Source organism: Sinorhizobium medicae (assembly GCF_007827695.1).
GTDB lineage: Bacteria > Pseudomonadota > Alphaproteobacteria > Rhizobiales > Rhizobiaceae > Sinorhizobium > Sinorhizobium medicae.
This window is the reverse complement of record NZ_VITA01000006.1, coordinates 20,857-41,581: the sequence shown is the minus strand read 5'-3', so window position 1 is coordinate 41,581 and position 20,725 is coordinate 20,857. Positions and strand designations below refer to the sequence as shown.

Annotated in this window: 19 protein-coding genes; 12 read left to right on the top strand and 7 right to left on the bottom strand. The window is 63.5% G+C overall.

The window, feature by feature from the left end; genetic code table 11:
- The 11 genes from FB009_RS11885 (at nucleotide 1) to FB009_RS11835 (ending at nucleotide 10,476) form a co-directional block, all read left to right on the top strand.
- Nucleotides 1-765: an SDR family oxidoreductase gene (locus FB009_RS11885; RefSeq protein WP_012066685.1), complete on the top strand. Its 765-nt coding sequence runs from the start codon at nucleotides 1-3 to the stop codon at nucleotides 763-765.
- 30 nt (nucleotides 766-795) lie between these two features.
- Nucleotides 796-1,440: a glucose-6-phosphate isomerase gene (locus tag FB009_RS11880; protein ID WP_012066686.1), complete on the top strand. Its 645-nt coding sequence runs from the start codon at nucleotides 796-798 to the stop codon at nucleotides 1,438-1,440.
- Entirely contained in the window at nucleotides 1,437-2,090 is a 654-nt protein-coding gene (eda, locus tag FB009_RS11875; protein ID WP_012066687.1) for a bifunctional 4-hydroxy-2-oxoglutarate aldolase/2-dehydro-3-deoxy-phosphogluconate aldolase, read from the top strand. The genes FB009_RS11880 and eda overlap by 4 nt, the downstream gene beginning before the upstream one ends.
- Complete coding sequence (locus tag FB009_RS11870; protein WP_012066688.1) at nucleotides 2,087-3,040, top strand: shikimate dehydrogenase family protein; 954 nt, start codon at nucleotides 2,087-2,089, stop codon at nucleotides 3,038-3,040. The genes eda and FB009_RS11870 overlap by 4 nt, the downstream gene beginning before the upstream one ends.
- 4 nt (nucleotides 3,041-3,044) lie before the next feature.
- Complete coding sequence (locus tag FB009_RS11865; RefSeq protein ID WP_012066689.1) at nucleotides 3,045-3,977, top strand: phosphoglycerate dehydrogenase; 933 nt, start codon at nucleotides 3,045-3,047, stop codon at nucleotides 3,975-3,977.
- A gap of 14 nt (nucleotides 3,978-3,991) precedes the next feature.
- Nucleotides 3,992-4,852 carry an MBL fold metallo-hydrolase gene (locus tag FB009_RS11860; RefSeq protein WP_024310704.1) on the top strand — a complete coding sequence of 287 codons (861 nt, stop codon included), beginning with the start codon at nucleotides 3,992-3,994 and terminating at the stop codon, nucleotides 4,850-4,852.
- A 117-nt stretch (nucleotides 4,853-4,969) separates the two neighbouring features.
- Nucleotides 4,970-5,860, top strand: a complete 891-nt coding sequence (locus FB009_RS11855; RefSeq protein WP_012066691.1) for an SIS domain-containing protein — start codon at nucleotides 4,970-4,972, stop codon at nucleotides 5,858-5,860.
- Between the two features lie 2 nt (nucleotides 5,861-5,862).
- The gene (gene deoC / locus FB009_RS11850; protein ID WP_012066692.1) at nucleotides 5,863-6,609 is read left to right on the top strand and encodes a deoxyribose-phosphate aldolase; all 747 of its coding nucleotides are present in this window, start codon (nucleotides 5,863-5,865) and stop codon (nucleotides 6,607-6,609) included.
- A gap of 4 nt (nucleotides 6,610-6,613) precedes the next feature.
- The gene (locus FB009_RS11845) at nucleotides 6,614-8,161 is read left to right on the top strand and encodes a xylulokinase (RefSeq protein ID WP_012066693.1); all 1,548 of its coding nucleotides are present in this window, start codon (nucleotides 6,614-6,616) and stop codon (nucleotides 8,159-8,161) included.
- The gene (locus FB009_RS11840) at nucleotides 8,158-9,687 is read left to right on the top strand and encodes a xylulokinase (RefSeq protein WP_018207869.1); all 1,530 of its coding nucleotides are present in this window, start codon (nucleotides 8,158-8,160) and stop codon (nucleotides 9,685-9,687) included. The genes FB009_RS11845 and FB009_RS11840 overlap by 4 nt, the downstream gene beginning before the upstream one ends.
- 30 nt (nucleotides 9,688-9,717) lie before the next feature.
- The gene (locus tag FB009_RS11835; RefSeq protein WP_012066695.1) at nucleotides 9,718-10,476 is read left to right on the top strand and encodes an SDR family NAD(P)-dependent oxidoreductase; all 759 of its coding nucleotides are present in this window, start codon (nucleotides 9,718-9,720) and stop codon (nucleotides 10,474-10,476) included.
- Nucleotides 10,477-10,580: 104 nt separating this feature from the next.
- Here FB009_RS11835 and FB009_RS11830 read toward each other — a convergent pair whose 3' ends face one another.
- The 4 genes from FB009_RS11830 to FB009_RS11815 all read right to left on the bottom strand — a co-directional run bounded on the left by FB009_RS11830 (nucleotide 10,581) and on the right by FB009_RS11815 (nucleotide 14,958).
- Complete coding sequence (locus FB009_RS11830; protein ID WP_012066696.1) at nucleotides 10,581-11,573, bottom strand: ABC transporter permease; 993 nt, start codon at nucleotides 11,571-11,573, stop codon at nucleotides 10,581-10,583.
- Complete coding sequence (locus tag FB009_RS11825; protein ID WP_024310700.1) at nucleotides 11,570-13,075, bottom strand: sugar ABC transporter ATP-binding protein; 1,506 nt, start codon at nucleotides 13,073-13,075, stop codon at nucleotides 11,570-11,572. The genes FB009_RS11830 and FB009_RS11825 overlap by 4 nt, the downstream gene beginning before the upstream one ends.
- Nucleotides 13,076-13,144: 69 nt before the next feature.
- Nucleotides 13,145-14,110 (bottom strand): substrate-binding domain-containing protein, encoded by a 966-nt coding sequence (locus tag FB009_RS11820; protein WP_012066698.1) that lies wholly within the window; start codon nucleotides 14,108-14,110, stop codon nucleotides 13,145-13,147.
- A 77-nt stretch (nucleotides 14,111-14,187) separates the two neighbouring features.
- The gene (locus FB009_RS11815) at nucleotides 14,188-14,958 is read right to left on the bottom strand and encodes an SDR family NAD(P)-dependent oxidoreductase (RefSeq protein ID WP_018207865.1); all 771 of its coding nucleotides are present in this window, start codon (nucleotides 14,956-14,958) and stop codon (nucleotides 14,188-14,190) included.
- 234 nt (nucleotides 14,959-15,192) lie between these two features.
- On the opposite strand from FB009_RS11815, the gene FB009_RS11810 reads away from it, so the two are divergent.
- Nucleotides 15,193-15,927 carry a GntR family transcriptional regulator gene (locus FB009_RS11810; RefSeq protein ID WP_145161606.1) on the top strand — a complete coding sequence of 245 codons (735 nt, stop codon included), beginning with the start codon at nucleotides 15,193-15,195 and terminating at the stop codon, nucleotides 15,925-15,927.
- A gap of 128 nt (nucleotides 15,928-16,055) precedes the next feature.
- Here the strand turns inward: FB009_RS11810 and FB009_RS11805 are convergent, their stop codons facing one another.
- The 3 genes from FB009_RS11805 to FB009_RS11795 all read right to left on the bottom strand — a co-directional run bounded on the left by FB009_RS11805 (nucleotide 16,056) and on the right by FB009_RS11795 (nucleotide 20,700).
- The gene (locus tag FB009_RS11805; protein ID WP_012066701.1) at nucleotides 16,056-17,489 is read right to left on the bottom strand and encodes a xylulokinase; all 1,434 of its coding nucleotides are present in this window, start codon (nucleotides 17,487-17,489) and stop codon (nucleotides 16,056-16,058) included.
- A gap of 29 nt (nucleotides 17,490-17,518) precedes the next feature.
- Nucleotides 17,519-19,513 (bottom strand): transketolase, encoded by a 1,995-nt coding sequence (gene tkt / locus FB009_RS11800; RefSeq protein ID WP_127580733.1) that lies wholly within the window; start codon nucleotides 19,511-19,513, stop codon nucleotides 17,519-17,521.
- A gap of 182 nt (nucleotides 19,514-19,695) precedes the next feature.
- On the bottom strand, nucleotides 19,696-20,700 hold the full coding sequence (locus tag FB009_RS11795) for a TRAP transporter substrate-binding protein (protein ID WP_012066703.1): 1,005 nt from the start codon (nucleotides 20,698-20,700) through the stop codon (nucleotides 19,696-19,698).
- Nucleotides 20,701-20,725: the final 25 nt, after the last annotated feature.

Sequence of the window (20,725 nt, the reverse complement as noted above, 5' to 3'; positions counted from 1 at the left end):
ATGACGGAAACCCCTTCCTACGACGACCTGCTCGATTTCGCCGGGAAGACGGTCGTCATCACGGGCGCCGCCACCGGCATCGGCCGGGCGGTTGCGGAAGCCTTCGCCGCGAAGAATGCGCGTGTCGCGCTGCTCGACCGGGATGCGGCCGTCTCCGGCGTTGCCGCCTCGCTCGGTTCAGGTCACATCGCCCATGTGGTGGACGTGACGGACGAGCGGGGCGTCGGCCAGGTCGTAGAGGCCGTGACCCAAGCCTTCGGCCGGATCGATATTCTGATCAACAATGCCGGCATAGGACCCCTTGCCCCTGCGGAAAGCTATGCGACTGCCGACTGGGACCGGACGCTCACCGTCAACCTCAAGGGTGCCTTCCTTATGGCGCGCGCGGTCGCCCCGGGAATGCTGGAGCGCAGGTCCGGCCGCATCGTCAACATGGCCTCCCAGGCCGCGATCATCGGAATCGAGGGTCATGTCGCCTACTGCGCCAGCAAGGCGGGCATCGTCGGTATGACGAACTGCATGGCGCTGGAATGGGGGCCGCGCGGCGTGACCGTCAATGCTCTCTCGCCGACCGTGGTGGAAACTGAGCTCGGCTTGTCCGGCTGGGCCGGAGAGAAAGGCGACCGCGCCCGGGCCGCGATCCCGACGCGGCGCTTCGCCAAGCCATGGGAGATCGCCGCATCGGTGCTCTACCTCGCCAGCGGCGCGGCTGCGATGGTGAACGGCGCGAACCTTAAGATCGACGGCGGTTACACCATCGCCTGATACCAAAAGCGACACATACGAGGAACCACTTTGACAAAGCTATTCGAGCCCGCAGCGTGCCAGGTCGACCTTCGGACCGGAGCCATGAGCGCTGCGACCGGCGCTTACCAGAAACGCTTCCGCGATCTTGCCGGCCTCTATGCGGATGAGGCGGCTTTCTCTGCAATGCGGGAAAACTGGAACGACACGGTTGTCTACGAGGTTTCGGAGTTCCGCCCCAACGAACGCTCCGGAGACCTCATCTTCGGTACGACGCGTATGCTGCCCGGCAAGGTGGGCGATGAGTATTTCGTCACCCGCGGCCACATCCATAGACAGTCGGACCGGCCGGAAATCTATTACGGGCAAAAGGGCAGCGGCCTGATGCTCCTGGAATCGCCGGAGGGCGAAGTGCGTATCGTGGCCATCGACGCCCGGACGGTCTGCTACGTCCCGCCTTACTGGATCCACCGTTCGGTGAACATCGGAGGCGAGGAGCTGGTGATGCTCTTCTGTTATCCGGCCGATTCCGGCCAGGACTACGATTGCATCGCCAAGGCCGGCGGCATGCGGGTCCGCATCGTCGATGACGGCGAAGGCGGCTGGAAACAGGTGGATAACAGCAGCTGGCGAAAGCGCGATGCGGCAACCATCGCCGCCCTTTACGGCCTGGAGAAGAAGGAGAAATCCGCATGAATGCCCCATTCGATCACGCCGCGAAGCTTGGCATCGTTCCCGTGATTGCGATCGAGCGCGCGTCCGACGCCATCGCTCTGGCTGACGCGCTTCTCGAAGGCGGGTTGCCGCTGGCAGAGATTACCTTCCGCACAGTAGCCGCCGCCGAGGTCATTGCGATCATGGCCGAGAAGCGGCCGGAACTGCTGGTTGGCGCCGGGACGATTCTGACACCCGAAGCACTGGCAGCAGCGATCGGTGCGGGCGCGCGCTTCGGGCTCGCGCCCGGCTTCGACGCCGAGATCGTCGCGGCCGCGAAGACCAGGAATTTTCCCTTTGCCCCCGGCATCATGACGCCGTCGGACCTGACGGCCGTGTCGCGTAAAGGCCTCAAGCTTGCAAAGTTCTTTCCCGCAAAGGCGGCCGGCGGCCCGGCCATGCTGGAGGCGATAAGTGCGCCTTTCGCCCATCTCGGCACACGCTTCGTACCGACGGGCGGCGTCAGCATCGACAACATGCATGAATGGCTGAAGCTCGGCGCGGTGGCCGCCGTCGGCGGCACCTGGATCGCGACGAAGGCCGATATAGGCGAAGGCCGCTGGACCGACATCACGGCAAAGGCGCGCGCAGCAGTCGCACGGGCCAGGGACGTACGCGAGGCGAACCGATGAGCCGCTACCAGCCCGCAACCCAGCCAAGCTTTTATTTCATCGGCGTGACGACGGCGAAAAGCTCGATCATGCGGGTCTTCCCCGCCTGGGCGCGCCATCTCGGTCTGAGGGACGCCGTCCTGAAAGGCATCGACTTTCCGCTCCACGCCGATCCGTCGGCCTACCGCGAGGCCGTTTCCTTCATCAAATCGGACCCGCTGTCGCTCGGCGCGCTGGTCACGACCCACAAGATCGACCTTTTCAACGCAGCACGCGATCTCTTCGACGTGATCGACCCCCATGCACTGCTGATGCACGAGACGAGCTGCCTCTCCAAACGCGACGGCAAGCTCGTCTGCCACGCCAAGGACCCCATCTCTTCAGGCCTAGCCATGGACGGCTTCCTGCCCGCCGGTCATTTCGCCGAAACGGGCGCGGAGCTTCTGTCGATGGGAGCCGGGGGTTCGACCATCGCAATAACCTGGCACCTCATGCAGGAAAAGCGAGGGAGTGACGTGCCTTCGCGGATCGTCGTGACGAACCGGTCGCAGCCGCGCCTGGACGAATTGAAGCGGATTCACGAGGCAATGGGCGCCCGCGTCAAGGTCGACTATATCCTTGCCGACCGGCCGGAGCTGAACGATGCGGCCATGGCCTCGCTGAAACCCGGCTCCATGGTGATCAACGCGACCGGTCTCGGCAAGGACGCTCCTGGCTCGCCGATCACCGATGCCGGCCTCTTCCCCGAGCGGGCCGTCGCCTGGGACCTCAACTATCGCGGCGATCTCGTTTTTCTCGACCAGGCGCGACGGCAGCAGGTCATGCGTGGTTTGCAGGTGGAGGATGGGTGGACCTATTTCCTCCACGGCTGGACGCAGGTCATCGCGGAAGTGTTCGACATCGCCATTCCGACTTCGGGACCGCCCTTCGACGACATCTCGCGGATCGCCATAGAGGCAGCAAGGGAGTAAGGCCGTGAAGCGCATTCTCGTCACGCCCCGCTCCCTCTCGCTCGACCCGCCTCCGGAGCTAGAGCCGCTTCGGCAGGCCGGCTTCGAGCTCGTATTCCCCACGCCGGGCCGCATGCCGAGCGAGGCTGAACTGATCGGCCTCGTGCCGGGCTGTATCGGCTGGCTGGCAGGCGTCGAGCCCGTCTCGGACAAAGTCATCGCCGCCGCCGACAGCCTGCGGGCGATCAGCCGCAACGGCACCGGCATCGACAATCTGCCGCTCCCCCTGCTGAAGGAGCGGGGCATCGGCATTCTCAAGGCCGAAGGAGCCAACGCAGTCGGCGTGGCGGAACTCTCGGTCGGACTTATGCTGGCTGCCCTGCGTCACATTCCGGCCGAAACGGCAGGCATCCGCGCCGGCGGCTGGCCCCGGTCGCGCGGCAGGGAAATTGCCGAACGCACGGTAGGGATCATCGGGTGCGGCGCAATCGGAAAGCGTGTCGCGCGCGCCGTCTCGGCGATGCGGGCCAGCGTCATCGCGTGCGATCCGTTCCGGCCGAACGTAGAGGTGTACGGGCCGTTCAAATGGGCGAGCCTGGACGAGGTTTTCGCAGGGGCGGACATCGTTTCGTTGCATTGCCCGGCACCGGCCGACGGCAAGCCGATCGTCGATGCGCCGCGTCTGGCGACCGTGCCGCCGCACGCTATTCTTATCAACACCGCGCGCGCAACGCTGGTGGATGAGGACGCGGTGCGCGCCGCGCTCGACGAAGGCAGGCTGCAGGCTTACGCGACCGATGTCTTCACCACGGAGCCGCCGGCGCCCGGCTCACTTGCAAGCCATCCCCGCGTCATTGCGACCAGTCATATCGGCGGCCTGACCGACGAGAGCGTCGGCAAGGCGACGAAGATTGCCGTTGCGAACCTTCTCTCGGCCCTTGTGGAGGAGACCGCGTGACCCCGCCCTCATCCATGCCGTTTTTGGAATCGCCGTTTTCAGAACCGCTCGCCGAGCGGCTGAGGGCGGCAGCCCGCGGCGTTCGGCTCTACTGGCTGGGGCAGGCGGGATTCGTCATCCTGACGAGCCGCTTCCGCATCGCTATCGACCCCTATCTCTCCGACAGTCTGGCGGAAAAATACAAAGGCAAGCGCTTCGAGCACGACCGCATGATGCCGGCACCGATCGCACCATCCGAGCTCGGCCCGGTCGACCTCGTTCTCGTGACCCATCAGCACACCGACCATATGGATCCGCAAACCCTCGTGCCGATCGCCGAAGCCAATCCGGATTGCCGCTTCCTCCTGCCCCGCGCCGCGCTGGGAGCTGCGCAGGAACGCATCGGCGTTCAGTCGGAGCGGCTGGTTCCCATCGATGCGGGTGAGAGCGTCGAGCCTCTGCCCGGCTTCACCGTTAGCGCTATTCGTGCGGCCCATGAAACGCTCGAACGCACTCCCGAGGGCTGGCACCGGTTCCTGGGTTACGTGGTCGCAACCGATGGGGTGCGACTATACCATTCCGGCGACACGATCCCCCACGAAGGGCTTGTGGAGGAAGTGGCTCCCTTTCGGGTCGACCTCGCGCTGCTGCCGGTCAACGGCCGCCGCGCCGAGCTGACGGAGGCCGGCATTGCCGGCAATCTGACGCTGGATGAAGCATGCCTGCTGGCCGATCGGATCGGCGCACCCGACATGATCGCCCATCATTACGGCATGTTTGCCTTCAACACCGAATGCCCTGAAGCGATCGACACCAAATCGGAATCCGCCGATTGCAGGGTGAGGCTCCATCGGGCAAAGCTGTCGGTCGAATACCGACTGTCTCGAGCAGGATGAGGAAAAACGTGTACGGTTGCCCTCCCCCATCCCGCTCTCGCTTATTGGAACCGATCGCGATGATTTCAGGTCAGCGCCACCTGAAACCAGCGCGATCTTCGTGAACCGGGGGTCTACATGTCAACCAACGCGCTCCAGCCCAAATCGATCGGCGGCAACAACAATATCCTGGAAGTCATTCGGCTGAGGCGCGCGGATCTGCGCAAATCGGACCGCAAGGTCGCAGAGCTCGTTCTGGCCGATCCCAAGCGCGTGATCAATGCAACGATCGCCGAGGCGGCGGAATGGGCGGGGGTAAGCCAGCCGACGGTTATCCGTTTCTGCGCCTCGATCGGATGCCAGGGATACCAGGATTTCAAGCTCCGCCTCGCTCAGAGCCTCGCGCTCGGCATGTCGGCGACACACTCGGTCATCGACGCGAGCGACACGCCGGCCCAGGTCTCGGCGAAGATCTTCGATTATACGATCACCAGTCTGGACTGGGTCCGCAACCATCTCGACCCGGTCCAGGTCAGCCGGGCCATAGACGCGCTCTCCAAGGCCAGCCGCATCGAATTCTTCGGTTTCGGCGCATCCGGCATCGTTGCACGTGACGCCCAGCAGAAGTTTCCTCTCTTCGGCGTGCCCTGCGGCGCCGAAACGGACGCCCACCAGCAGATCATGGTCGTATCCATGCTGAAACCGGGCGACGTCGCAGTCGTCATCTCCAATACCGGCGCGACGCTTGCGATCATTGAAACCGCGCGCCGGGCGCGCGAAAGCGGCTGTCAGGTCATCGGCATCGTTGGCTCGGACGGTCCGCTCGTCGAGTTCTGCGACATAGTGCTGATGGTCGAGACCCTAGAGAACACCAATATCTATACCCCGACGATCTCCCGAATTGCCGCGCTGACCGTTATCGACATCCTTTCCACCAGCGTCGCACTGCGACGCGGCGCCGAACATGTCGACCTTTTCACGGGCATGAAGCGCAACCTTCGTTATCTGCGCATGAGCAACGAGACATAGAGATGAACGACAATCGCCACCGCTCCAAACCGCCGGCATCGCTCGCTCCCCGCGACCTCGCCGCCCTGATCGATATCAGCGCCGTCCAGGCCTTCCACACGGAAGCGGACGTTCGGGAGCTGGCGGAAATCGCGGTTGCAGAGGGGTTCATCGCCGCGCATGCGTTGCCGAATTTCGTGCCGCTGCTGCGAAGCCTCGTACCCCCGGGCGGCCCGACGCTCGTCGGCGGACCGGTGGGCTTCCCCTCGGGCGGGCACACAACCCGCATGAAGATCGCAGAGGCCTCGGAGCTTGCCGAAGGCGGAGCCCAGGAACTCGACATGATGATCAATGTCGGCCGCCTCAAATCCGGCGACATCGGCTATGTCCGGAGCGAGATCCGCGCCGTCGTGGAGGCGATCGCCCCGGTGCCGCTCAAGGTCATTTTGGAGCTCGCCCATCTCACGGACGAGGAGATCCGCACGGCTTCTGCCATCGTTGCCGAAAGCGGAGCTGCCTTCGTGAAGACCGGCACCGGCTGGACGCCGAGCGCCACGACGTTGGAGAGGCTGAAGCTCATCGCCGTCACTGTCGAGGGCGCGGTGGAGATCAAGGCCGCCGGCGGCATCCGTTCACTAGACGCCATCGCCGAAATGTTGCGGCTGGGGGTAACCCGCTTCGGCATCAATACGCAGGTCGCCGTCGACCTCGTGCGCCAATGCGCCGCCCTGCCCGGCAGCCGCCTCGATATAGCCGGCAAGGCGGATTGACGCCATGGGCGACACTGTTGCAGCATTCGACCTCGGAACCGGAGGCGTCAAGGCGGCGATCTTCCGTCCGGACGGGGTCTGCCTTGCGGAAGAGGTCGTCTCCTATCGAACCTTTTATCCTTCATCCTCCTATCACGAGCAGCGCCCCGAAGACTGGTGGGACGCGGTTTGCGCCAGTCTGCGAACCCTGCTCGGCAACCCAGCGGTGCTGGCCGACGAGATCCGCGCCGTCGCCATTTCCGGTCACAGCCTCGGCTGCCTTCCACTCGACGAAGACGGCGTATTGCTGCAGGAATCCGTTCCGATCTGGTCCGACGGGCGGGCCGTCGCAGAATCGGAGGATTTCTTCACGCGGGTCGACCCGGACGGCTGGTACAGGAAAACCGGCAACGGCTTTCCGGCCCCGCTTTACACGGTGTTCAAGGCGATGTGGCTGCGCCGGAACGCGCCCGACATCTTCGTGCGGACACGGACGATCATCGGCACTAAGGATTACATCAATCTGCGGCTGACGGGCCGCATCGCCACCGATCCGTCCTATGCCTCGGGCACCGGCGTATACGATCTCCGGGCCGGGAGTTATGCACCCGACCTGATCGAAGCAGCGGGACTGAGCGCGGGCCTGTTTGCGCCGATCGTCGCCTCCACCGATATCATCGGCGAGATCCTTCCCGAGATCGCTGACAGTCTCGGTCTCCCTCGAAGGGTGAAGGTCGTAGCCGGTGGCGTGGACAACAGTTGCATGGCGCTCGGCGGCCGCACCTTCCTGGAAGGCGATGCCTATGCCTCGATGGGCTCGTCGAGCTGGATCACCGTTTCCGCTTCGCAGCCGCTGCTCGACGACCGGGTCCGTCCCTTCGTTTTCGCCCATGTGGCGCCCGGCAAGTTTATTTCGGCGACGTCAATCTTCTCCTCCGGCACCAGCGTGAACTGGGTTGCCGACACGTTGCTGCCGGACGTCAAGCAGGCGGCCAGAGCCTCCGGTCTCGACGTTCATGACGCGCTGTTCCAGCTTGCCGGCGAGGCTCCGGCGGGCGCGCGCGGGCTGATGTTCGTGCCGACGCTCGGCGGCGGCACCAGCTTCGAAGGCGGCCCAGCCGTGCGCGGCGGCTTCGTCGGCCTCGATCTGCAGCATGGCCGAGCGGATATATTCCGCGCGACGCTCGAAGGTGTGGCCCTCGGGCTTCGCGTCGCATTGGACGAGCTGCGCCGCATGACGCCGATCGGCCCGGAAATGATCATCGTCGGTGGCGGCGCGCGCAGCCCATTCTGGCGGCAGGTTTTCGCCGATGTCTTCGACTGCACGATCGTCAAGACAGGGATCGATCAGCAGGCGGCCGCCCTCGGCGCCGCGGCACTGGCCTTCGTCGGCATGGGCCTGTGGCAGGATTTCCTGCCGATCCGGGTGCTGCACGTCGCAGAGGGACGCAATGAACCCGCGCCGGAAGCGCGCGCGGTCTATCGGGCCGCACTTGCTGCCTATCGCATTGCCGCTGAGCAGCAACGCGAGCTGTCCGGCGCACTCGTTACCTTGAGGGAGGCCGCAACATGACCGGGGAACTCTTTCTCGCAATCGACGTCGGCACCGGCAGCGTCCGGGCGGCGCTCATCGATGTCAGAGGAAAGATCGTCGAAATCGCAGCGCGCGAGCACGACCAGATCGTGCCGCAGTTCGGCTGGGCGGAGCAGCGGCCGCTCGATTGGTGGGAGGGCGCCTGCCTTGCCATACGCAGCGTGCTCGACAAGACGGAAGGCGCGCGCGAACGCATCTCCATGATCGCCGTTTGCGGCCAGATGCACGGCCTTGTCCTGCTCGACGACAGCGGGCAGTTGACGCGTGACACGGCGCCGCTCTGGAACGACAAGCGTACGCTGGACCTCGTGCGCCGTTTCGAGGCCGGAAACGCGCCCGACAGCTATCTCCGCGAAAGCGGCAACACGCCGACGCCGGCCTGGCCGGGATTCAAACTGCAATGGGTGCGCGATGCCGACCCTGAGGCCTACCGGCGCAGTGCAGTCGCCATGATGCCGAAGGACTACATCAACTTCCGGCTGACGGGCGAGATCGCGATGGATACGGGCGACGCCTCTTGCAGTTTCCTGATGAACCCCGCAAACTTCGCCTGGTCGCCGGCGATGATCGAGCGCATGGGGCTTGATGCCCGTCTCCTCCCGCCCATCCGCAATCCGCTGGACATAATCGGCCGCATCACGGAACAGGCGGCCCAGGCGACGGGATTGAGCGCCGGCACGCCGGTCATGGTCGGCGGGGCCGATTATCCGGTGGCGCTGCTCGGCTCGGGCGCCTGCCGGCCCGGCATGGGTTCGGACAGCACCGGCACAGGTGCCATCGTTACGATGATTGCCGAAAAGCCCTTGCTGGATCCGGAAATTTCCAACGTCGCGACCATTGAAGGCAACTGGGCACCCTTCGTCCTTCTCGAGACGGGAGGCGACGGCATGCGCTGGGCCCGGCGCGCCTTTCATGACGGCGCGCTGAGCTACGGAGACATCGTCGCGCGCGCGGAAGAAGCGCCGCCCGGCTGCGATGCCCTGCTGTTCATGCCGTTTCTCACCGGTGAGCGGCTGGGCCGGCACCGCAATTCACGGGCGCAATTTTTCGGTCTCGGCGCGGGGCACGGCATGGAACATCTGCACCGGGCCATCCTCGAAGGCATCGCCTTCGCCATGGCACGCCATATCCGCATCATGGAGCACAGCTCCGGCAAGCGCCTGGAGCGTATGATCGCGGCCGGAGGTGGCGCCCGCACGAAGCTTTGGCTGAAGATCAAAGCAAGCGTCTTCAATACACCGGTTCTGGTGCCGCGCGAGCCCGAATGCGGGCTCATGGGCTGCGCCGCCATGGCGGCGACCGCGACCGGCCGCTTCTCCCGCCCGGAGGAAGCTGCGGATGCCTATGTCCGCTATGCGGACGAAATCGCCCCGGACTCGGCCTGGGCCGAAATCTACGGCCATGTCCAGCCGGTTTTCGACCGGCTCTACCATCACAGCACGGCGCTCTATGACGACATGGATGCGCTTTCCGCCCGGATTCGCCAAGCCAGCGCCGGGACCTGAACCACGACGATCATGCCTGAGGAGGAATTCATGAAAGAGATCATCGATACGTTTCGTCCAGACCTGTTTGCCGGCAGGGATATTCTGATTACCGGCGGTTCGTCCGGCATCGGCCTTGCCATCGCGCAGGGTTTTGCCCGGCTCGGCGGCACGGTCATCGCGCTGGGCAGCTCTGAATCCAAGCTCAAGGCCGCCGCGGCCGATCCGGAAAACAAGGGCATCCGCTTCGAGCGCGTCGACGTGCGCGATCCGGAAATGATCAACGCATTCGCCAAGACTCTCGGCAAGCTCGACGTTCTCATCAACGGCGCAGGCATCGCCCGGCCCGAGGCGGAATTCGAGGACGCGACCTACATGGAGGTGATGGACGTCAACCTGAACAGCCAGATGCGCTTCGCCATGGCCGTCCTGCCGCTCCTGAAAGCCTCGCGCGGCGTCATCCTCAACACCGCCTCCATGCTGAGCTATGTCAGCGATCCGCTCGTGCCGGCCTATGGCGCCAGCAAATCGGGCGTGCTCGGCCTCACTCGCCATCTCGCCCACGCCTTCGGCCCGGATGGCATCCGCGTCAACGCCATCTCTCCCGGCTATCACAAGACGGACATGACCAGGGGTCTGTGGACCGACCCGGTGCCGGCCGAGAAAATCGCCCAGCGTTCAGCGCTCAAGCGCTGGGGTACGGTGGATGACCTTGTTGGAACCGCGCTCTTCCTGGCCTCGCCGGCCGCGGAATTCATTACCGGCGCCGACCTGCCGGTCGATGGCGGTTTCGTGGTCGGCAGCTTCTGAGACATCGGCTTTCGCGGAATGCGGGCGGAAACCCTACACGGCTTTCTGCCCGCATTCCGCTTTGACTTAGATTGTTAGGTCGATCCGAACTAACGCATTGTGATCTAACGTCGTGACCGAGCGGTGACGAACTGTATGAGCATCGCCAGGATGATGATCAGGCCGAGATAGACGTTCTGGTGATATCCCGGTACGCCGGCAAGATTCATGATGTTGGTAATGATGCCGAGGATCAGCGCGCCGAGCAGCGTGTTGAACATGCCGCCGCGCCCGCCCATGAGGCTGGCCCCGCCGATGACCACGGCCGCGATGACGTCAAGTTCCGCGCCGACACCGACCTGCGGCGTGCCTATGCCCGTGCGTCCCGCGGCGACTATGCCGGCGACCGCCGCGAGCGCGCCGCTGATGACGTAGACGGACAACACATAACGCTCGACCGGCACGCCGGAGAGCCGAACCGCCTCCTCGTTGGAGCCGATGGCGGTGACGATGCGGCCGAAGCTCGTATAGGCCAGCACCACGCCCCCCACGGCATAGATGGCCAGCATCAGGATCGCCGGCTGCGGAATGCCGAAAAGGAAGCCGCTGCCGAAATCGACGAGCGGCGCGCCGGGCGAACCCATGGTGATGGGGCGACCCGCACTGATGATCAGCGAGATGCCGCGGGCGATCGCCATCATCGCCAGCGAGATGACAAAAGACGGCAGCCGCATATAGGCGACGAAGAAGCCGGTGACCACGCCGCAGGCTGCCCCGCTCACGATCACGAGCAGGATCGCCATCGGAACGCCGTAGCCCTGTACTGCCACGAGATGGGCGCAGAGCACCGATCCAACGGCGGCGATGGAACCCACCGAGAGGTCTATGCCGCGGGTAAGCACGACGAAGAGCATTCCGATGGCCATGATGCCGGCACCGGAGGCGACCTGGCGCACCACGTTCATCAGGTTGCGCTCCGTCAGGAATGCATCAGACCAGAGCGAGGCGACCAGTACCAAGACCAGGAAGATGCCGAGCGTACCGTAGTGGCGGACCGCCTCCAGAATACGGGGCGTGAACGGTGACGGCGCGGCTGCGCTTTCGGACGTAGTGCTCATTGGCTTGCGTTATCCCTTTCCCTGGTCGACCCGGTCATCGCCAGCGTCAGCAAGTGCTGCTCCGTGAACTCGCTTTCGGTGAGTTCGCCAGCAACCGCCCCCTCCGCCATGACGAGAATGCGGTCGCACAATCCGAACAGTTCCTGATGTTCGGACGAAATGACGAGGACCGCCTTTCCGGCCCTAGCCAGATCGTTGATCAAAGTATAGATTTCGCCTTTCGCTCCCACATCGACACCGCGCGTCGGCTCATCAAGAATGAGCAGGTCGCAATCGGCGTGGAACCATTTGGCAAGGGCGACCTTCTGCTGGTTGCCGCCCGACAGACTCGAGACCGCCGCATCGACGCTTTCCGCCTTGAGGTGCATTTCCGCCCCGAGTGAGGCGGCGACCCGCCGCTCCTTGTCCACGTCGAGGAAGCCGAAGCGGGCCACGCTTCGCATCTTGGCGAGCGTCGTGTTGATACGGATCGGCGAGTCGAGAATGACGCCATGTTCCTTACGATCTTCCGGAACGAGGCCGATGCGCGCCCGAACGGCCTTGCGCGGAGAGGAAAGGTGGAGCGGCTTGCCGTTCAGCTCCACCGTGCCGGCATCCATTCTGTCGGCGCCGAAAACGAGACGGGCGACTTCCGTGCGGCCCGAGCCGACAAGTCCGCCGAGACCGACGACTTCCCCCGCGCGGACCGAGAAACTGACGTCGCGGACTTTCTGACCGCGCGATATGTTGCGAACCTCTACGACTACCCTGCCCGGCGCGCGGCCGTCCCTGGGCGGAAAGAGCGTCGACATACGGCGTCCGACCATGCTTGCTATCACCTCGTCGACATCGGCGGCGGAAGTTTGCCGCGTTTCGACATGCGCGCCGTCCTTCATGATCGTGATGCGGTCGGAAAGCTCGAAGACCTCGTTGAGGCGGTGAGAAATGTAGACCACGCCGGTGCCGCCCGCCCGCAGTTCGCGGATGATGGCAAGCAGCCGCTCGGCATCGCTGTTTGCAAGAACCGCAGTCGGCTCGTCGAAGACGATGATGCGCGCGTTGTTGGAAAGCGCCTTGGCGATCTCGACGACTTGCTGGTGGGCGACCGTAAGCCGCCCGGCCTGAATGGCGGGGTCGATCGCGAAGCCGAGACGGCCGAGGATTTCGCTCGCCGCCTTGCGCAGCCGGCGGTGGTTGATGATGCGCGGCAGACGCCCCAGAAAGATATTCTCGGCAACCGTCAGATCGGGCGCCAAAGCCAGTTCCTGATGGATCAGCGAAATGCCTCGGCGCGTCGCATCCCGCGGACCGGAGAACTGCACTGTCCTGCCGTAGAGCCTGACCGTGCCGGAGGTCGGTGCCGTCTCGCCGCCGAGCACGCGCATCAGCGTGGATTTGCCCGCGCCATTTTCTCCGATCAGCGCATGCACTTCGCCGGCCTTCAGATCGAAGTCCACGCCCTTCAGGGCTTGGACGCCGGCATAATTCTTCCGGATACCGGATAGGCTGACAAGTTCGGTCATTGGGGTTCCAGAGAATGCACCGGAAAACCGGTGCATCCTTTGTTCGATGTGAGCGGAAAACGGATATGGTCAGAAGACTGATTGCGGGTTGTGGTATTTGTCCACGTTTTCCTGAGCGATGACGTCCGCCGGCGTCAGGTAGAGCTTCGGAAAGTCCTCCGGAAGCTCGCCCTTGAAAGCCTTATAGCCGATGTCGAAGGCGGTGCGCCCGACCAGGTCCGGATCGTTCAGGCCCGTCGCGCCGTAGCTCCCTTCCTTGATCATCTCGAGCGCCTCGCGCTGACCGTCGGCCGCCGCAGCGAACAGGATGCCCTCGAGGCCGGCGGCCTTGGCTGCCTGTACCGCGCCAAGAACCATGGAGTCGTTCTCGCCGACGACGAGGTTGGCATCCGGATGGGCCTGGAACAGGTCTTCGGCGGCCTTCAGGCCCCCATCCGTCGACCAATCCCCCCAGCCCTGGCCGAGAATCTGCAGGTTGACGGCGCCTTCGTTGACGAGTTGGCCCTCGACGATACCCTTGATGACGCCCATGCGGCGCTCGAGACCACCGGGATTGCCCTGATTGCCCGAGAGAAGCAGCATCTTGATCGGCTTGCCCTTCATCTTCTTGGCGATCCAGTCGCCGACGAGGCGGCCGTTCTCATCGTTCGACGAACGGACCTGGGTGACGGCGTTGGCCTTCGGATTCAGCGTGGAGTCCATCACGACGACCTTCACGCCGGCCGCGGTTGCCGCGTTGGCTACCGGAACGAGCGCCTCCTGGTCACGCGGGTTGAGTATGAGGATGTCGATCCCCTTGGCGATCATATCCTCGACATCGTTGATCTGCTTGGAGAAGTCATTCTGGCTGTCGGCCGTGGTGATTTCGCATCCCTTGTCCTTCGCGGCCTTCTCGACGGCAGCGACCTGCGCGGCGAAATAGGGGGCGTTCAGCGAGGGCATGGTAAGGCCCACCTTGCAGTCCTCGGCCATGGCGGCAGAGGTCAGGCAGAACAGGGCGACGGACCCTGCCAAAAGTGTTTTGATGCGGGACATTGCAACTCCTCCTTTTATTGACTGCTTTTCTTAGGTTCGGAAAACACGACGAAGTGCGCACCCGGTGCGGGATACGGTCACCAGAGCGTGTATCCTCCATCCACGAGTACGACCGATCCGGTCATCAGGCTTGCCGCCTGAGAGGACAGGAAGAGGATCACGCTTGCGACCTCGTGGTCCTTGCCCATGCGCGCCATCGGCGTTGAATCGAGCCAGCGGTCGAGCATCGGCCTGTCGTTCTCGACCAGCGCGTTGAGCGGTGTTTCGATGTAGGTGGGCGCGACCGCGTTGACCCGTACGCCGCGCGACGCCCATTCAGCGGCGAGCGAGCGGGTCAGTTGATGGACCGCTGCCTTCGAGGCGTTGTAATGAGCCTGCGGCTGCGGCCGATTGACGATGAAACCGGACATGGAGCCGACATTGACGATGGAGCCTCGGCCCATCGACAGCATGTGCCGGCCGAAAGCACGGCTGCACCAGTAGACCCCGTTCAGGTTGACGTCGATGACCTTGAGCCAGCGTTCGTCCTCCATGTTCTCGGCAGGGATATCACTGAGCGCGATGCCGGCATTGTTGACGAGGATGGAGGCGCCGCCTTTCGCCGCCAGTTCGTCCGCAATTGCCTGCATCCGCGCGGCGTCGGTAACGTCGCCCTCGTGCACCGAGACGTCGTAGCCCTTGTCCTGAAGGACGGCGCGTGCCTCCTCGAGGAGGTCCGGATCGCGCTCGATAAGGGCAAGACGCGCACCGGCTTCGCCGAGCGCATCGGCGCTTGCAAGTCCGATGCCGCGCCCTCCTCCGGTGACGACTGCCAGTTCGCCGTCAAGCTTGAAGCGTTCGAGATACACTCTGCCCCCTGTTCATGCCGCAGTCGGCCCAGCCCTGAGCCCGGTTTGAGAGCTCAGCGCGATATGCTATATCAGCGTCTGCGCTTATTATGTTGTACGGACATCGTAATCAGATCAGATTTGAGGTGTCAACGTCTCGTGAACGAGTTCTGGCGCATTTTGCGATGTCGGCTTGTCAGGTGACGGGAACAACGGGCAGAGTCACGCCGCGGGTAACGGAAGGCAGAGATTCGCATGGGCATCGAGCGCAATTCACCAATCCCCCTCTATTTCCAGCTCGGCGAGACGTTGCGGGCCGCGATCGAGTCCGGAGCGTACCCTCCCGGCAGCAAGCTGCCGACCGAAAGCGAGCTATGTCACCAGTACGACGTCTCGCGAAGCGTCGTCCGGCAGGCTCTCCAGTCGCTTGCTCATGACAACCTCATCGGGACGGAGCGCGGAAGGGGCGCTTTCGTGCTCGACCGCAAGGTGCCTATCGCGCTCGTCCAGCAGCTCGATCCACTGCTTGAAAGCATGGCCAAGGCCGGCTTCAAACTGACGACCCGGGTGTTGAAACAGGAACGGATAAAGCCGCCCGCCCATGTCGCGGAACAGATCGGCGAAAATGATGCGGTGTTTCTGGAACGCCTGCGCTATGCGGACGGCGTGGTGTTCCTCGTCGTGCGCAACTACCTGCCCTATTTACGCTTTCCCGACCTGCTCCAGTCGAAAGAGCTCGAGGAAGTCTCGCTGTACCAGTATCTTGCCAAACGCTATGACGCGGTGGCGACGACCGGCAAACGGCAGGTCGAGCTCGCGCGCATAAACGAAGAGGCTATCGCCGCGCAGCTGCATGTGGAAATGAACAGCTACGTTCTGTTCAACCGCGAAGTCACCTACGACCAGAATAAACAGGTGCTCGAATATTACGAGTCCTGGCACCATCCTGATCGCACACGGCTGACCATCGACCTGCACCGGACCTATTGAGCGCCAGATCACGATGTTTTCAGGTCGGCCTGACCTGAAAACATCGTGATCTACTCCAAGGAGCCGAGGCGTGGGATGCGGGCGGAGAACCGCCCGCACTCTTCCTCATCCCGCTCCAGGCAGAGGTCTCAGATGTGCCTCAAGCCACGATAGGTGGCGCGAAAACGCGACAGAAGGACGTCCAGCCCGTCGAAGGGGCGGGGTTCGACCGGCGCAGCCGGGTCCTGCGGGAAAGGAATGTCCTCGACGCCCCGCCAATGACCGGCCGCCATGCCGCCCAGATAGGCGGCACCGATCGTGGCATTGCCGAGCTCGTGCGCCGGCACGAGCGGCACCTGAAGAATATCCGCAAGCATCTGCTGCCAGCGCGGGTCCGTGCTGCCGCCGCCGGTCAAGAGCATCCGATCGGCCGAAAGGCCTATGCCGCGCAAGGCATCCCAACTATCGCGTACGGCGAGCGCAACGCCTTCGAAGACCGATCGGATGAGCTGGCTGCGGGTGCAACCGAGGCGCAGATAGGCCCAGGCGGCGGAGGCGTTCGGATCGAGCAGCGGTGCGCGCTCTCCCGTCACATAGGGCAGGAAGACCGCGCCGCCATTTCCTTCGCTCTCGTCGAAGCCGGCGCGGTACATCTCAGGCCAGGAAGCGCCAAGCACCATGCGCGCCCACTCGAACACCGTGCCCCCGTTCTGCAGAGCGGCCATCGAATAAAGGCTGCGGCCAATGCCGCGATAGCTGTTGTAAAAGGGCTGGACCTGCGGCTCGATGCCTTCGGCCACGGACATGATCTGGATGCCGGACCCCACCTGCAGGATCGTGGAGCCGGGCTTCGTCTGGCCCATGCCGAACAGGCAGGATGCCGTGTCGGAAAGGCCTGCGGCCACGGGCGTCCCCGCAGGAAGACCCAGTTCAGCCGCCGCGGCTGCGCTCAGCCTGCCGGCTACCGAATGGGACTCGACGACGGGTGCCAGGATCGCAGGGTCGATCGACAAGGCGCTCAGGAAATCCCCTGCCCAGCGGCCGGTCCCGACATCATAGAGCAGCGTCATCGACGCATCGGCGGGCTCCGTTGCGACCTCGCCGGTCATCATGAGCCTCAACCAGTCCTTAGGGGAGAGGATACGACGGGTCGCGGCGTAGGTGGCGGGCTCGTTCCGCCGCAGCCAAAGCAGGGAGAGGCCGGCCATCCCGCTGACGACCGGGTTGGCGAGCGGAAGCCGTATCGCTTCCGGAAGGGCAAGCACTGCCTCCATTTCGGCCGTGGCACGCTGGTCGGCCCACAAAATGGCCGGGCGCAACGGTTTTGCCTCTACCCCTATAACGACAAGACCATGAGCCTGGCCGGAGAGACCGACGCCGCGAACGGCACCGCCGCGCCCCTCGCAGCAGGCCCGCACGGCCCCCACCGTTTGTGCCCACCAATCCGCAGGTGCCGTTTCGGCATAGCCAGGCACCGGCGAGGAGACGGGATAGGCCCGCGATGCCTCACCGACAGCCCTTCCGTCATCGTCGATCAGAAGTGCTTTGACCGAACCGGTGCCAAGGTCGATACCGAGATACATGCTTCCCCCGTCGTCTGGCAGTCATCGCGTCAGCGCAAGAGTTGACTGGCCTCGGACACGATCCGCTCGGCCGTCAGGTTCATGACGCGATAGATCTCCGGTCCGGGCGCTGATTCGCCGAAACGATCCACACCGACCACCGTACCCGGTCCCTTGAGGAACTGGTACCAATAAAGCGGCGATGCAGCCTCCACGAAAACCGTCGGCGTGCCGAAAGCCAGGACGCTTTCCTGATAGCCGCGGTCCTGCCGTGCGAAGAGATTGCCGTTGGGAATGGAAGCCAGCCGCACCGCTTTGCCTTGCTCCTCCAGTACTGCCGCCGCTTCGAGGATGAGGCCGATCTCCGATCCGGTCGCAGCAAGGACGATGTCCGGTTTGGCGCCGGAATCCTTCAGCACGTACCCGCCGCGGCGGATGCCGTCGATGTCGCTGCTTTCGTGCGCAAACACCCCACCTTCCTGGCGCGCGGCGACGATCACGCTAGGCCCCTCGCGCTTCAAAGCGGATTCCCAGGCAACAAGCGCTTCCAGCTCGCTGCCCGGCCGCCACAGCGACATGTTGGGAACAGCGCGGAGCGCCACGAGCTGCTCGCAGGGCTGGTGCGTCGGTCCGTCCTCGCCGACACCGACCGAATCATGCGTGTAGAGAAAGATCGCCTTGAGACCCATCAGGGCCGAAAGGCGCACGGCATTGCGGCTATAGTCGCTGAAGACGAGATAACAGGCACCGTAGGGAATGAGACCGCCATGGGCGGCCATACCGTTCATCATGGCGGACATGCCGAACTCCCGCACGCCGTAATGCACGAAATTCCCTGAAAAATCGTCCGGCGTGATGGAGCGGGCTGCACTGGTCCATGCCAGCGTCGACACGGAAACATCGGCGGAACCACCGATCACTTCCGGGAGGCCTTCAAGCAAATTGCCGAGGACGCGGTTCGAAGCCTTGCGGATCGGCTGCCTGATCGGCTCGCCGCCAAGAATGCGATCGGCCTCGCGCGCAAAGGCCGCGTCGAAACCGTCCGGAAGCCGCCCGGCGCTACGGCGTTCCAGTTCGGCCGCAAGATCCGGATGCTTTGTTCTGTAACGCTCGAAAAGGGTCCTCCATTCGGCTTCCGCTTTTTCGCCGCGCGGACGGGCATCCCAGGCCTGCATCACGGCGTCCGGCACGATGAAAGCCTCATGAGCCCAGCCGAGGTGCTCGCGGGTGCGCGCCACTTCTTCCACGCCGAGCGGTGCGCCATGCACCTCTTCCTTGCCCTGCTTGTTCGGCGAGCCATAACCGATCACCGTCTTGCAGCAGATCATGGTCGGCCTGTCCTGCGACTGGCGGGCAGCGGCAAATGCCGCGGCGATGGCGCCGGCATCATGGCCGTCCACATCCGCAATGACGTTCCAGCCGAGCGCACGGAAACGAGCGGCGCTATCGTCGGCGAACCAGCCGGGCGTCTCGCCGTCGATGGAGATCTTGTTGTCGTCATAGACAGCGACCAGCTTGTTGAGCTTCAAAGTACCGGCAAGCGAGGCTGCCTCCTGCGCGACCCCCTCCATGAGGCAGCCGTCCCCAACGAAAACGTAAGTGAAGTGATTGACTATGGGGAAACCGGCGCGGTTGAACTCCTGCGCCAGCTTCTTTTCCGCCAGAGCCATTCCGACCGCCGTGGCGAAGCCCTGGCCAAGCGGACCGGTGGTCGTCTCGACTCCGGCCGTCACGCCGTATTCCGGATGGCCCGGCGTCTTCGAATGCAGCTTTCGATGATCTTTCAAATCCTGAATCGTCACCCCGTAGCCGGAGAGATGCAGCAGCGAATAGGTCAGCATCGAACCATGCCCGTTCGACTGAACGAAACGGTCACGGTTGATCCATCTCGGATTGACCGGATTGTGCCTGAGAAAATCGTTCCAAAGCACCTCGGCAATATCCGCCATGCCCATTGCGGTCCCGGGATGGCCGGAATTGGCCTTCTGCACGACGTCGACAGTCAGGAAACGAATTGCGTTCGCCAGTTCACGGCGGTGGAACATGTACAAGCCTCCAGATTCTCTCTTCACCCTATAATGTTGTCATTACAACATGACAAGAACGATTTCTGAAGACACGAGAAGTCGTCTATGCCGGTCGCTCCAATGAAGAAAACCCGCGGCCGTGTGGCCGCGGGTTTCGAAGGGGTCGAACAAAGCCGCTTATTCAGATCCGGCTTTTACTGTTACTTGCGGATCTCTTCCAGCTTGGCGAGAATAGCGTCGACCACGTCGGCACCGATCGCAGCCTTGTGTTTCTCATAGACGACCTTTGATTTTTCGCGAATGCGCGCCTGTTCCTCAGCAGACAGGACGTTCACTTCAAGCCCGGCTTCCTTGATCTTTTCCAGCGACTTCTTGTTGAGGTCCTGGATCACCTTGCGCTCTTCGTCGCGGCCGACGATTGCGCATTCACGCAGGGCTGCCTGCTCTTCCGGCGTATAGCTGTCGAAGATCGGCTTCGAGAACAGGAAGAGGAAGGGCGTGTAGGCGTGGTTCGTCTCGGTCACATATTTCTGCACTTCGAAGAACTTCGAGGTATCGATCGTCACATAGGGGTTTTCCTGAGCGTCGATCGCCTTGGTTTCAAGCGCCGAGAACACTTCGCCGAAGGCCATCGGAGTGGCGTTGGCGCCGAGGTTCTGGAAGGTGTCGAGGAAGATGTTGTTCTGCATTACGCGAACCTTCATTCCTTCGAAGTCTTCCCATTTCGTGACCGGACGAACCGAGTTCGACAGGTTGCGGAAGCCGTTTTCCCAATAGGCGAGGTTGACCAGACCGGCCGCCTCCAGCTTCTCGTTCATCATGTCGCCGAAATCGCCATCGAGCACCGTATAGGCTTCCTGTGCGCTGGCGAAGAGGAACGGCAGGTCGAAGACGCCGAGTGCCGGGATGATGCCGACGAGCGGCGATGACGAGGTGACGACGGCTTCCTGTACGCCCGAACGAAGGGCCTGCGTTGCCTGAAGGTCGCCACCGAGCGCCCCGCCCCAGAAGGCGGTGAGCTTCAGCTTGCCGCCCGACTTTTCATCGAGGCAGGCCTGCATCGCCTTGATGCCGTTGCCGACGGGATGATCTTCGTTGATGCCGTTCGAAACCCGGATGTTGCGTTCGTTGAACTCGGCGAAGGCCGGCGCTGCGGACGAAAGACCGAGAGCGATGGCAGTCGTGGCTAGTAGCAGTTTTCTCATGATGTCCTCCCTTGGACTTATTGAT